Here is a 12,601-nt window from a genome sequence, read left to right as displayed (position 1 = left end):
ACCATGCGCGTGACGATCGCCGGCTCCGGCGACGCGTTCGGCAGCGGCGGCCGCTTCCAGGCCTGCACGCACATCGAGCCGTCGCACGGGCCGGCGATCCTCGTCGACTGCGGCGCCACCTCGCTGACAGCCCTTCGCACGTTCGGCCTCGACCCGAACCGGGTCGGCCTGGTCGCCGTCACACACCTGCACGGGGACCACTTCGCCGGGCTGCCCTTCCTCATCCTGGACGGTCAGTTCCGCCGCCGCACCACGGACCTGACCGTCATCGGCCCTCCCGGCACCCGCCGCCGCCTCGCCGAGGCCATGGACGTCCTGTTCCCCGGATCGTCCGCCGTGACCCGGCGGTTCCAGATCCTCGTCGACGAGATCGCACCGGGCCGAACCGCACCGGTCGCGGACCACGGAATCGGCGTCGAGGCCCGCCGCGCCGACCACTCGGCCGGAGCACCGGCCCTCTCCCTGCGCCTGGCCGTCGAGGGCCGGATCCTGGCGTTCTCCGGTGACACCGCCTGGACGCCGGAACTGACGGCCGTGGCGGCGGGCGCGGACCTCTTCCTCTGCGAGGGCTACACCTGGGGACGCCGGGTGCCGGGCCACATGGACGTGGTCGACCTGATCGACAACCGTGCGACCGTGGCCGGCGGGCGACTGATTCTTACCCATCCTTCACCTGACGTCCTTGGGAAAGAAGAACTGCTGCCATACGAATTGGCCTGGGACGGAATGGCCGTCGACCTGGATTCCGGGGCCGTACGGTGAATCCCCGCCCCTCCTGATGCCCGCCGTCGGCGGATGTACGGCCAGGCGATATTCTCTACGATGTATACATGACCGCGAGAAACGCCACCCCGCCCCGCCGTCAGCCACTGGGCCGCGCCCGCATCATCGACGAGACCTGGGCCCTGGCCGCCGACAAAGGCCTGGCAGCCGTCACCATGCGCGCCGTGGCCGACCGCCTGGGCGTCACACCGATGGCGCTCTACCGGCACGTCGGAGACAAACAGGGACTGCTGGACGGACTGGTGGAACGACTGCTCGGAGAGATCCCGCTGCCGGACCCGGAACTGCCGTGGTCCGAGCGACTGGCACAACTCGCCCAGGGCGTAAGGACCGTGGCACGGGCGCACCCCGACCTGTTCCCGCTGCTGTTCTCCCGCGCCGCGATGACGGAATCCGCCCGGCGCCCGCGAGACGCCGCCTACAGCGCGCTGCGGGAGGCGGGCCTCGACGAAACGGACGTCGAGCGGGCCGAACGGATGCTGTCGACGTTCGTCTTCGGATTCGCCTCCTCCGAAGCCGCCGGACGGTTCGAAAACATCGACGCCGACGCCGAGTTCGCCTACGCCACGGACGCGCTGCGCCGGATGCTCGTTCCCTGACCACCCCCCTGCGGGTCGAGACCGCCGCAGCGGCGCTGCGCCTGGTGGCGGCGGTGGCGGCGATCACGGTGGTCACCCGGCTGACCGCCATGCAGCGGAGGCGTCGCACCGACATCGACCCGCTCGCGGCACGCGCCGCCCAGGAGGCCCGGGTCCAGGCCCTGGTGGCGCCTCCGGCCGCACCCGCGCCCGCCGGGGCGCCGCACGACGGCGCGCCGCAGGCCCAGGCTCCCGCCTGACCGCCGGCACGACGGCGCGCCGCAGGCCCAGGCTCCCGCCTGACCGCCGGCACGACGGCGCCCGTGGCGTCACGGTGCCGGTTCGGTGACGTCCTGGGTGCCGACGACAGCGAGAAGGTCGAGCGGGCCGGCGCTGTCCGTGCCGGCCACGGGAGTGAACCACAGCAGGCGCTGCCGGCCGTCCTCACTGAACAGGTTGAGGCAGTCGACCAGGCCGGACTGTACGCGGAGATCTACGGTGAGCGGGCCCGTCCCACCACCGTCGTCCTCGTCGACGAGGTCGCGGACGGCGGCTGGGGCGTCGCCGGCCGCGTCCTGACCGCCGCCGCGCTCAACGGCGAGGCCTGACACCGACCCCCGCGCGGCGCCGGGTCGAGCGGGCGGCGGGAGTCGCCGCCCGCTCGACCTCGTACCGGCCGAAGGGCCGTCGGGTGCGACCCGAAGGGGAAGGGCCCCCCGCTACCGGGCCCGGGCCGGGGCTCCGGAGGCGACGCCGGGGGCCTTCGAACCGCGCACCTTGACCTTGGTCTTGGTCAGCCGCGTGAGCGCCGCCGTGACCTCGGCCGCCTGGGCGTCGGTGAAGGCCGCCTTGAGGATGGTCGCGGCCACGGGCGCTCCGGCCGGCCTCTTCACCAGGATCGACCAGGCCAGGGGAGTGTCCGTGGCCCGGGCGACCGCGCTCCACGGGAACCTCAGCTCGCCGGACGCCGTGCGGACGACGGCCTCCTGATCGGTCATCGCGACCGAGGTGGGACCGGCCTGGCGCTGGGCGGCACGAGCCGCGATCTTCTTGGCGGCCACGGTGATGTTCTGGACCTGGAGCAGGCAGGCGATGAGCGCGGCGATCGCGAAGAGGACACCGCCCGCCGCGAGGCAGAGCAGCGCGAGCAGCAACCAGGCGCCGGCGATGGCCCAGCGCACGGGCGGTGCGGGGAAATTGGCTCGCACCGCGGCGGCGAGTTCCTCAGGTGCCGCGTCGTACTCCACCTGGACGTTCACGTTCGTTCCTTTGTTCGTAAGGGGGGGCACATCATGGCCGGGACGCCCCACCCGGCACAAACCGGTGCCGTCAGCCCCGGACAGGACGCCCACGACCGATGCGGGAAAGCCCGGGAGGAGAAGACGCGCCGCCCCCGCCCGGGGCCGCCCCGGGCTCATCCCGCGTCAGTCGACGCCTGCGTTCGGCCGTCGGACACGTCCGACGCCGCGAAGGACCCGCGGATCGACCGCTTCCGGCGCCCGCACCGCGGCCGCCGGAACCGCCATGTCCGCAGGCTGGGCCCGGACACGCGGCGGGGGGAAAGACCGGTACGGGACGGGCTCAGAACGAATCGTCATCAATCGGCCGGGGGGGCGTGCCGCCGGATACCCGTGGCGCTACTTCCTGGTGCCGGCCCGGGAGTCGGGCTTCACCCGCGCGGCCGCCCGGATCGGCATCGCCCAGCCGCGCTCGGCGCCCGGATCCGCCGACTGGAGGCGGACCTCGGCCGGTCTGCTGGTCCGCAACAGCCGCAGTGTCGTCCTGACCGCGGCCGGTGCGGAGCCGGAACTGCAGCACGGGTGGAGGGACTTGAACCCCCAGCCTGCCGTTTTGGAGACGGCTGCTCTGGCCGGTTGAGCTACACCCGCAGCGCCCGCACAGGCCGGGCAACCGGCGCGCACCGTCCAACGGACGGCGTCCCGGCAACCCGAGCCACGGGCCGGCGGCCTCCCGGCCGCAGACCTGATCCTTCCGTACGGAACGGCTGCGGGTCATCAGGTTTTCGCGCCTGCCGCGACCACCGCGAGCCGCCGGCCTCCCGCGACGAGCGCGCAGTGGATGCCGGTGGGGGCCGCACTGCCCCGCCGTGGACCGGGGCGGCCGGCGCGGGCGGCTGCGCCGCCCGTTCGCCCGTTCGCCCGTTCGCCCGTTCGCCCGTTCGGCCGACGGGCCCGAGCTCCCCTTCCGGGGCCTGCGCGGCGGGCAGGGACGGCGAGTTCAGGGCAGCCGGGTGAGCTTGCGGCGACCCGCCCGGCGGCGCAACTTCGGCAGGCGTTCGCGCGCGGCGGCGGCGATGTGCCGCTGGCGTTCGTAGAGCACCCCGTACGCGAAGCCGTGCCGCTCGCCGCCGGTGTCCTCGCCGTCGAGGCCGACCAGCTCGTGCCGGGCCACCACGGCGTCCTGGTGCGTGCCCAGCACCTTGTGCAGTTTCCTCATCCGGGCGCCGAACCGCGCCACGCGCTTGGCCGTGCGGTGCGGGAGGTGCGCCTGCGCGTGGTCCGCGGTGTACCGGGCGCGTTTGGCGGCCTTACGGGCGCGGTGCAGCGCCTGGTCGCTCTGCGGGCCCGGCGGGGTGCGCAGGGCGCGGTCGAGCCGCTTGACGGTCCGCTGCTGCTCGTGCCGCAGGACGCCGGGCAGGTACCCGCGCGCCTTGCGGCGGGCCCGACGGCGCAGGGGCGGGTCGGCGGCGAAGGCGTCGAGCCGCTCCAGCAGGGCGAAGTAGCGTGCGCTGTCGAGTTCGGCGACCGCCCGCTGCCAAGCGCGTCGGTAGCCCTGGGCGTAGCGCTCGGTGAGCCGGCCGCGCAGAGCGCTCCGCAGGTGGGCGGGCAGCGCGTCCAGCTGTCCCACCAGTTCCTCGCCCAGCACCTCCTGGTCGCGGGCCCCGCCCAGGAGCCGCCCGAGCCAGCGCAGTTCGGCGGCCAGCGCCTCGGCCCGGCCGCCCCGGAAGAGCCGCCGGTGGGCCTTGAGCAGGCTGCGCAGCCGCCGTGCGGTGACCCGCATGCGGTGGACGGAGTCCTCCTGGCCGCGGCGTACGGCCGCATCGAGGGCGAGGAGCGCCTCCAGCTGGTCCCGGAAGCCGTCCATGACGAGGGCTCCGGCCGTCCCCGGGGCCTGGGCGCGGGCCGACCCGGTCGGGGCCTGGACGGAGGCCGACCCGGTCGGGGCCTGGACGAGGTGCTCGCCGAGGGCCCGGGAGAGCTTCGAGGGCCACGGCGACCGGGTCAGCCCCGCGTCGGCGAACACCGCTTCGACGTGGTCCAGCAGGGCCGGCGAGCCGTGCGTCAGCTCGACTTCGAACTCGGTCCAGCCGCGGACCTCGGTGCTGGTCCCGTCCGCGGGGCCGGCCCCGTCCGCGTCCTCGGGCCGGGCCTTCCCGTCCGTCCCGGGGGCCGCCGGCCGGCCGTCCGACGGGACGGGGGAGAGGTGCCCGGCATCGAGGACCTGGGCCGCGACCCGGTCCTCGGTGATCTGCGCGAGCGTCCGCCCCCGCTCGTCGCACAGCAGCAGCTGCGCGCGGCGGGTGCGCAGGTGCGCCACCGGCACGAGCGGGGCGCCGCGGGTGAAGGCCGCGACGAGGTGCGAGAACTCGGTCGGGACCTCGCCGGGGGCGCCGGCCTCCGCCGGCAGTTGGACCTCCTGGCGCACGTCGCCGCCGCGCGGCAGCTTGAGGTGCCAGCCGGCATCGCTCCCGCCGGTGCGGCGGCGTACTGTGATCCGGCGCCGCAGGAGGCGCAGGTCCCGGCTGTCGTAGTAGACGGCGTCGAGGTCCTGGGGTTCGGCCCTCCGTACGGCCGCGACCCCGGGCACCCCATCGAGCCGCTGCGGAAGCGCGGAGCCGTCGTACTTCCGCTCGGTCTCCCGGTGCTGTGTGCTCATACCCCGCGCGTGCCCGTGACGGCCGCAGTTATGTGCGGCCGGCGGGGCAGCGGGAGGCCGCCGTCCGCAGGGGGCGGCCTCGTGCGCCTTCCCGGGGCGCGCCCCTCCCCGGTTACGGACCCCCTCACGCAACCCCCGTCACCTCGTGTGCCCCTCGAACGTTCGAGCACATCCTGCCCGATCCGGCGGGCGCGTGATCGGAACCCCCGGAGCCGAGGCCGGCGGCGTGACCGGCCCCGGACCAGACCGGGGATCTCCGTGGGGGATTTCCGCGGCCGACCCGCAGACAGCGCGCCCGGCCGTCGCCATGATGGTCCCCGGGACGCCGGCTACGCGTCGGTAACACGCGGCGTGCTCGCCCGCGTCCCGTGACAGGCCATCAGGAAACCCAGCCACTCGGGGGAGTCATGCGCAAGCGCACGTCCAGGCTGCTCGCCGCCGCGGTCACCGCCGCCCTGACCGCAACCGCCACGGCCGCCACGGCCGGCCCCGCCTCGGCGACGGCGCGCTCCACCGCCGCCGCGAGCGACCCCTTCTACTCCTACGACGGCGGCACCCCGCTGGCCTCGCTCGCGCCCGGCACCGTGCTCGCCACGCGGACCCTGCCGTACCACGTGCTGGGGCTGCCCACCCCGGTGACGGCGGTCCAGCTGTTCTACCGCACCACCGACGCCCAGGGGCGCCCGGCCGCCAACGTCACCACCGTGCTGCGCAGCCCGACCGGGGACAGCGGCAGGGCCGTCTCGTACCAGTCCTTCTACGACTCGCTCGACCCGGCGGACGGCCCCTCCCGGGCGGTGGCCGGGAACCTCAGCCTGGGCGGCGCGATCCCGAGCGTCGAGGCGATCTTCCTGGTGCCGCTGCTCGCCCAGGGCTACACCGTGGTGCTCCCGGACACCGAGGGCCAGAACGCCGACTTCGGAGCCGGGCCGGAGTACGCCACCACCACCCTGGACTCGATCCGGGCCGCGACCCGGTCCCCGGCGACCGGCCTGACCCCGGACACCCGTGTCGGGCTGATGGGGTACTCCGGCGGGGCCGTCGCCTCCGCCTGGGCGGCCGCGCTCGCGCCCGGCTACGCGCCCGAGGTGAACGCCAGGCTGGTCGGCTACGCCGAGGGCGGGCTGCTGGTGGACCCGGCCCACAACGTCCGGTACATGGACGGCTCCCTGGTGTGGAGCGGGATCATCCCGATGGCGCTGATCGGGGTCTCGCGCTCGTACGGCATCGACGTCATGCCCTACCTGAACGACTACGGCCGGTCGGTCTACCGGCAGCTGGAGCACGCCTCGCTCACCGACGCCCTGGGCCACTACCCCGGGCTGAGCTGGCAGGCGATGGCCAAGCCCCAGTACGCCGACCCGAACTCGGTGGAGCCCTTCGTCACGGGCGTCAACCGGACCAACCTCGGTTCGGCGCCGACCCCGACCGTGCCCGGCTACCTCGCCCAGGGCAACGCCGGCGTCCTCGAAGGCACCTTCGCCAACCCTCCCGGCGTCGGCACGGGCGACGGCGTGATGGTCGCCGGCGACGTCCGGGCACTCGCCCGCCAGTACTGCGCGACCGGCACCGCGGCGGTCGCCTACCAGCAGTACGACGCCCTCAGCCACTTCGGTGTCCCCGCCGTCTGGGCCCCGCAGGCCCTCGCCTGGCTGAACGACCGCTTCGCCGACCGCCCCGCCCCCTCCGACTGCGGCCGCATCCCGGCCGGCAACTCCCTGGCCCCGGAGCGGCCCGTACCGGGGTCCTGACCCCGGTACGGGCCCCTCCGGGGAGGGCACCGCGCGAGGAGGAGCGGCGCCGGGCCCGGCGATCACGGGGCTGCGACGCTCCGTGACCACCGGGCCCGGCGCCCCGCAGGACCGGCCGCTCCGGTCGTGCCCGCCGACACCTACGCCAGGGCCCGGTAGTCGGACGTCGGATGGATGAGCTCCGGGCGCTCCACCGGATAGCGGTCGCCGTGGATCGCCAGCATCGCCCAGTGCCAGGCTTCGTCGTGAAGGACCAGCCCGCGCAACGGGGCGTCGGCCGACTCGTACGGGTACCGCTCCAGGGCGGCTTGCGCGGCCTCTTCCGGAGACAGGCCCCCGTGGTGCCGCATGACCCACGCGTAGCCGCGCCGCTCCGCCCGCAGGCAGTCGAGGTACTCGGTTTCACTCCACGTCACCGCCCGAACGATAGTCCGGTCCCGAGGGACGGCGCAGTGCCGGGGAGCGGGATCGTCCCGGTGCGGCGGTGCGGCGGTGCGGCGGTGCGGCGGTGCGGCGGTGCGGCGGCGAGCGGCGCGGCCCGCCGGGCGCCGGTCCAGGACCCGGCTCCGTCCCCGGTGCGGGCCGCCGACCCGCACCCGCGCTCCGCGCACACCCCCGGCGACCTGCGGCGGGCGGTCCCGCCTCGGACCCGGCGGGTTCCGGGTGCCGCCACCGCAGGTCAGCGGCCGGTGGGAACGCCCTGCGATACGCCGCCCGGGTGACGGCGGGGTTCGGCGGGACGGCGAGATGGGCAGAGCCTGCGACATGACGACACCCCTCCCCAGGCGCCGCCGTCGCCGCAGCCCGGCCCCGTCCACCGCGTCCGCTCCCGCCTCCCCGGCCCGCGCCGGATGGCCGCCGGCCCCGGTGAGACCGGGCGGCACCGGGTGCTGCCGGACCTGGTCCAGCGAGCACCTGACCCGCGGCCAGGTGGTCGTCCGCACCACCTGGCACGAGCCCGCCTGCCCGGCCTGGGCCCGACGGTGACCCCCGGCACGACGGCCGGTCCGGCGCCGGAGCCGAGGTCGAGCAGCGGGCACCGGCCCGGGCCCAGGGAGCCTGCCACGCCGATCGCCCACCGGGTCACGGCCCTGCGCCGGATCCGGTCCTGCTGTTCCGCGGCGGTTCGACGTCCGTCAACCGCCGCCTTCCGACGGCTGCCGCCCGCCCGGCTCCTTCCCGCCGCCTCCCTCGCGGCCTCTCCCGCCGTCCCGGTCGTTGCGGCCCGCTGCGCCGCCGTCCGCGGCGCGTCTGCCGCCGCCCCGCGAGAAGGGACAGCGGCGGAGGGGCGGCTCAGGAGGCGGACGGCGCGATCTCGCCCGCGAAGACGATGATCTGGTCGATGAGGTTCCGCCGGAGATGGACGACGTCCGTCCCCGTCAGGCGGAGGCCTCCGTCCGGCGTGGTGAAGGCCCACTGGTACCGGGCCCACTCGTCGGGCATGTCCACCGCCGAGCAGCGTGCCATCGTGCCGGCCCCCGCCGGGTGGCGCCGGATGTCCAGCACGAACCGCTCGACCGCCGCGATTCCTTCGCTGCGGCCCAAGGGCCCCCAGAAGACCACGTCCGAGGTCAGGGCCTGGGGGAGCAGGGCCGTCACATAGCTGTCGTCCGAGGCGTTGAACGCTGAGATGAACGTGTCGATCGCGGATCGTGCCGTCTCTTCCTGCATGCCCCAGTCATACCAGCCCCTGAGCGCGCGCCCGACCGCTCCGACCGTTGGACGGGTGACCAGATGCTGGCATCCCTCGGGTCATCGCGGGAAGGTGAAAGCCCCGGATGGTTCGAGGAGGCCGACGTGGCGCGGGAGCGGATGGTGCTGGGGGAGGTGCTGGCGGCGGCCGAGGCGGCGGCGCCGGTGGACTCCCTGGACGTGGTGGCGCGCGACCTGCGCGCGCGGTTCGGCGCGCGGTACGTCTCCTTCCTGTTCCTCGACCTGGTCGGCCAGAGCGTGGTGCGGGTCGCCGAGGACGCCACCACCCTGCAGGGGCGCGGCAGCGAGCGGATCCAGCTCACCGGCAGCCTGTACGAGCAGGTCCTGCGCACCCAGGAACCGGTCCACGCCCCGGACGACGCCGGCGGGCACGGGCACCGCGTGATCGCCCCCGTCACCAACCGCGGCGACGCCATCGGCTTCCTGGAACTCTTCCTGCCCGAAGCCCCCGAAGCCCCCGAAGCCCCCGGAGCTGCCGAGATCGGCGACGACACCCTGGAACAGGTCGAGCAGGCGGCCCACGCCCTCGCCTACATCGTGGTCACCGACCGCCGCTTCACCGACCTCTACCACTGGGCCCAGCGCACCGCCCCGGTCAGCCTGGCCGCCGAGGTCCAGCGCCAGCTCCTGCCGACCGCACCCTGCTGCGAGGCCGCCCAGTTCACCCTGGCCTGCGCCCTGGTGCCCGCCGAGAGCGTCGCCGGCGACACGTACGACTACGCCCTGGACCGCGAGACCCTGCACCTGTCCCTGACCGACGCGATGGGCCACGACCTCAACGCCGCACTCATCGCCACCATCCTCGTCAACGCCTCCCGGGGCGCCCGCCGCGTCGCGGCGCCCCTGGCCGAGCAGGCCGACCACGCCCACCGGTCCCTGATGGAACACAAACCCGGCGTCCTGGCCACCGGCCAGCTCCTGCGGGTCGCCCTGGACGGAACCGCGGCGCAGTTCGTCAACGCCGGCCACCCGCACCCGCTGAGGCTGCGCAAGGGCGCCGTCGAAGAGGTGTTCCTGCGCGCCGACATGCCCTTCGGCATCGAAGCGCAGGGCCGGTACCGGGTGCAGGACATCGACCTGCGGCCCGGTGACCGGCTGGTGCTCTACACCGACGGGATGCAGGAACGCCGCGCGGAATCCGTCGACCTGCCCGCCCTCGTGGCCGCCACCGCCACCGAGCACCCGCGCGAGGTGGTCCGCGCCCTGGTCGCGGCCGTCACCGCAGCCTGCGACGGCAGGCTCCAGGACGACGCCACCGTGATGTGCCTGGACTGGCACGGCCCCACCACCGAAGGACGCCGCGCCCACGCCGGAGCCAACGTCTAGACCCCCCGGCAGACCGCCCGCCGGCCCGCGCTCGCTGCCCGCCGCCGCCCCAGCCGACGGCGGCGGCGCGCGGTGGCATCGGAGGAGGGTCCGTCGCCCGGGCTGCCGCGGCCCGCGTACGCCGCCGCCCACGCCCACGGGTGTCCGGTGGTCCGCCCCGTCGGGGTGGCCGCGCGCGGCGGGGCCGGGTCACCGGGGGCCGGGGCGGTCGGCGGGTGCTCTGAGTGCGTCCAGGAGCAGGGCGAGGTAGCGGCGCCACTGGGTCTCGCTGCGGCCGGGGGCGACGGCGACGCTGGCCATGCGCAGGAGGACGGGCAGGTCGTCCGGGGTGAGGTCCGTGCGCATCCGTCCGGACTGCTGGCAGCGTTCCAGCAGCCGGCCGAGCGTCTCGAAGAGCCTGGCGCCGGAGGTCTGCATCAGGGTGCCCTTGCGGCGCAGTGCTTCGAGCGAGTCCTGTTCGACGGACCACATGCGCATGGCGGAGGCCACCACGTCGACGAAGGCGGCCCAGGGGTCGGGGTGGGCGGCCGCGGCGGTGAGGGCGGGGTCGAGTTCCTCCTGGAAGCGCTGTTCCCAGATGGCGACGAGCAGGTCGTCGCGGCTGGGGAAGCGGCGGTAGAGCGTGGCCGGGGCGACGCCGGCGCGCCGGGCGATCTCCTCGAGCGGGACGTCGAGGCCGTCCTCGGCGAACGCGGTGCGGGCGGCGGTGAGGATGCGCTGCTGGTTGCGCAGGGCGTCGGCGCGCAGGGGGCGCGGGCGGGGGGCGGGGGGCGAGGGGCTCATGGCCCGATCCTACGACAAGTGAGAGCTTGCATTCACTTACCGGATGCCCTAGAAAGTGAGAGCAAGCTTTCACTTGCTGATCCGGTCCGGCGTGTCCGGCGGGTCGGCCATGCGGCGCAGTCGTGCGCGAAGAGATGGGGAAGACCATGACCGGATCCGTGATCGTGGTGGGCGCCGGCCCGACCGGGCTGGCCGTCGCGAGCGAGCTGGCGCTGGCCGGCACCGCCGTCACCGTGCTGGAGCGCCGGAGCGAGCGGCCCCTGGGCAGCAAGGCGACCGCCATGCAGGCCCGGGTGCTGGAACTGCTGGACATGCGCGACGCCGTCCAGCCCTTCCTGGCCTCCGGAATGCCGTGGGGCAAGGGCCACTTCGGCGGCCTGCCGTTGCCGCTCGACCACCTGCCCTCCCGCTACAACCACCTGCTGGTGATCCCCCAGCACCGCACCGAGCTGCTACTGGAGCAGCGCGCCGCCGCCCTGGGCGTCACCGTCCTGCGCGGGCACCGGGTCACCGGTCTCGACCAGGACGAGCACGCGGTCACCGTCACCGCCGACCACGACGGCGGGCGGCTGCGCCTGAGGGCCGACTACCTCGTCGCCGCGGACGGCTCCCGCAGCACCGTGCGCGAGCTGCTGGGCGTCGCCTTCCCCGGCCAGGACGACCAGTGGACCAGCATCGCCGCCGAGGCCCGGCTCACCGACCCGCCGGCCGGCGTCAGCGTGACGAGCGGAGCTCTCGGCAAGGTCAACATCGCCCCGCTCGGCGACGGCTACCACAAGGTCATCTGCACCGACTCGCGCCGCAACCGGATCCCGGTCGACGAGCCCGCCACCCTGGACGAACTGCGGTCCTCCATGCGCGACATCGCCGGCACCGACCACGGCATCACCGAACCGCTGCTGCTGGCCCGCTTCGGCGACGCCTCCCGCCAGATCGAGCAGTACCGCCACCACCGCGTCCTGTTCGCCGGCGACGCCGCCCACATGCACTACCCGGCCGGAGGCCAGGGCATGAACACCGGCATCCAGGACGCCTTCAACCTCGGCTGGAAGCTCGCCGCCGTCGCCGGGGGCCGCGCGAACCCCGCCCTGCTCGACACCTACCACGCCGAACGCCACCCGGTCGGGCAGCAGTTGCTCGCCAACACCCGCGCCCAGGTGCCCCTGATCATGGCCTTCGGCGACGACCCGCTCGCCGCCACCAAGCAGTACCTGGCCGCCGAGATCCTGCCGATCCCCGCAGTCGCCGCACACATCGCCGCCATGGAGTCCGGCATCGGCATCCACTACCCCGCCGACGAGGGCGCGCATCCGCGGGTCGGACACCGCCTGCCCGACCTCCGCCTGCCCGCCCCCCGCGAGAACGGCGCCCCGCTGGAGGAGCACCGCGCCTTCCCGCTGCTGCGCGACGGCAACTTCCTGCTCCTGACCGCCGCCGACTCACCCCTGGCGGACACGCCCGCCGGCCGGCACCTGCGCGTGGTCACCCTGGCCGCCGACGACCGCGAGGACCTCCTGGGCGCGCCCTCGGTGCTCGTCCGTCCCGACGGCCACCTCGCCTGGGCCGGCGGCGACAGCGCCGAGGACCGCCACGGCCTGCACGCGGCCCTCGCCCGCTGGGGCGTCACGGGCCGCCCCGCCGCCGTCTGAGCCCGGACGGGACGCTCGCCGGCCGGGCCCGTCTCCTCGGCGCCGGGCGGCACCCGGGCCCGGGACACGCCCCCGATCGCAACCGCTCCGATGCCGCCACGCACCGAGGCGGCCCGCGCCG

At 75.1% G+C, this 12,601-nt stretch carries 13 protein-coding genes, 1 tRNA gene and 1 pseudogene; 7 read left to right on the top strand and 8 right to left on the bottom strand.

Features of this window, described 5'->3' with window-relative positions:
• The first annotated feature begins 3 nt into the window (after positions 1-3).
• From ACZ6Y7_RS33255 to ACZ6Y7_RS33245, 3 genes are all read left to right on the top strand, one after another.
• On the top strand, positions 4-762 hold the full coding sequence (locus ACZ6Y7_RS33255; RefSeq protein ID WP_465761666.1) for an MBL fold metallo-hydrolase: 759 nt from the start codon (positions 4-6) through the stop codon (positions 760-762).
• A 68-nt stretch (positions 763-830) separates the two neighbouring features.
• Entirely contained in the window at positions 831-1,382 is a 552-nt protein-coding gene (locus ACZ6Y7_RS33250; RefSeq protein ID WP_465761665.1) for a TetR/AcrR family transcriptional regulator, read from the top strand.
• A 53-nt stretch (positions 1,383-1,435) separates the two neighbouring features.
• Positions 1,436-1,621 (top strand): hypothetical protein, encoded by a 186-nt coding sequence (locus tag ACZ6Y7_RS33245; protein WP_465761664.1) that lies wholly within the window; start codon positions 1,436-1,438, stop codon positions 1,619-1,621.
• Positions 1,622-1,690: 69 nt separating this feature from the next.
• Here ACZ6Y7_RS33245 and ACZ6Y7_RS33240 read toward each other — a convergent pair.
• Positions 1,691-1,831 (bottom strand): annotated as a pseudogene (locus tag ACZ6Y7_RS33240) (transcriptional regulator); the annotation flags it as partial.
• Between ACZ6Y7_RS33240 and ACZ6Y7_RS33235 the strand changes: the two are divergent.
• Entirely contained in the window at positions 1,793-1,969 is a 177-nt protein-coding gene (locus ACZ6Y7_RS33235) for a tautomerase family protein (protein ID WP_465761718.1), read from the top strand. The pseudogene ACZ6Y7_RS33240 and the gene ACZ6Y7_RS33235 sit on opposite strands and share 39 nt — an antisense overlap.
• Positions 1,970-2,080: 111 nt before the next feature.
• Here the strand turns inward: ACZ6Y7_RS33235 and ACZ6Y7_RS33230 are convergent, their stop codons facing one another.
• The 4 genes from ACZ6Y7_RS33230 to ACZ6Y7_RS33215 form a co-directional block, all read right to left on the bottom strand.
• The gene (locus tag ACZ6Y7_RS33230; protein ID WP_465761663.1) at positions 2,081-2,620 is read right to left on the bottom strand and encodes a hypothetical protein; all 540 of its coding nucleotides are present in this window, start codon (positions 2,618-2,620) and stop codon (positions 2,081-2,083) included.
• A gap of 378 nt (positions 2,621-2,998) precedes the next feature.
• Entirely contained in the window at positions 2,999-3,127 is a 129-nt protein-coding gene (locus tag ACZ6Y7_RS33225; protein ID WP_465761662.1) for a hypothetical protein, read from the bottom strand.
• Positions 3,128-3,176: 49 nt separating this feature from the next.
• Positions 3,177-3,250: transfer RNA gene (locus tag ACZ6Y7_RS33220), tRNA-Trp, on the bottom strand.
• 349 nt (positions 3,251-3,599) lie between these two features.
• A complete protein-coding gene (locus tag ACZ6Y7_RS33215; RefSeq protein ID WP_465761661.1) occupies positions 3,600-5,258 on the bottom strand; it encodes a CYTH and CHAD domain-containing protein in 1,659 nt (552 codons plus the stop codon).
• 407 nt (positions 5,259-5,665) lie between these two features.
• On the opposite strand from ACZ6Y7_RS33215, the gene ACZ6Y7_RS33210 reads away from it, so the two are divergent.
• The gene (locus tag ACZ6Y7_RS33210) at positions 5,666-7,009 is read left to right on the top strand and encodes a lipase family protein (RefSeq protein ID WP_465761660.1); all 1,344 of its coding nucleotides are present in this window, start codon (positions 5,666-5,668) and stop codon (positions 7,007-7,009) included.
• A gap of 140 nt (positions 7,010-7,149) precedes the next feature.
• On the opposite strand, the gene ACZ6Y7_RS33205 is transcribed toward ACZ6Y7_RS33210, so the two are convergent.
• Positions 7,150-7,425 (bottom strand): hypothetical protein, encoded by a 276-nt coding sequence (locus ACZ6Y7_RS33205; protein ID WP_465761659.1) that lies wholly within the window; start codon positions 7,423-7,425, stop codon positions 7,150-7,152.
• Positions 7,426-8,302: 877 nt separating this feature from the next.
• A complete protein-coding gene (locus tag ACZ6Y7_RS33200; protein WP_465761658.1) occupies positions 8,303-8,680 on the bottom strand; it encodes a nuclear transport factor 2 family protein in 378 nt (125 codons plus the stop codon).
• A 126-nt stretch (positions 8,681-8,806) separates the two neighbouring features.
• Between ACZ6Y7_RS33200 and ACZ6Y7_RS33195 the strand changes: the two genes are divergently transcribed.
• Entirely contained in the window at positions 8,807-10,048 is a 1,242-nt protein-coding gene (locus ACZ6Y7_RS33195; protein WP_465761657.1) for a PP2C family protein-serine/threonine phosphatase, read from the top strand.
• Between the two features lie 189 nt (positions 10,049-10,237).
• Here the strand turns inward: ACZ6Y7_RS33195 and ACZ6Y7_RS33190 are convergent, their stop codons facing one another.
• Positions 10,238-10,831, bottom strand: coding sequence for a TetR/AcrR family transcriptional regulator (locus ACZ6Y7_RS33190; protein ID WP_465761656.1), 594 nt, complete (start codon positions 10,829-10,831; stop codon positions 10,238-10,240).
• 146 nt (positions 10,832-10,977) lie between these two features.
• Here ACZ6Y7_RS33190 and ACZ6Y7_RS33185 point away from each other — a divergent pair, with 146 nt between their 5' ends.
• Positions 10,978-12,480, top strand: a complete 1,503-nt coding sequence (locus ACZ6Y7_RS33185; RefSeq protein WP_465761655.1) for an FAD-dependent monooxygenase — start codon at positions 10,978-10,980, stop codon at positions 12,478-12,480.
• Positions 12,481-12,601 lie beyond the last annotated feature (121 nt).

It is taken from the genome of Kitasatospora sp. NPDC053308 (assembly GCF_055585785.1).
The sequence above is the reverse complement of the archived record's forward strand: the minus strand, read 5'-3'. Positions and strand labels throughout refer to the sequence as shown.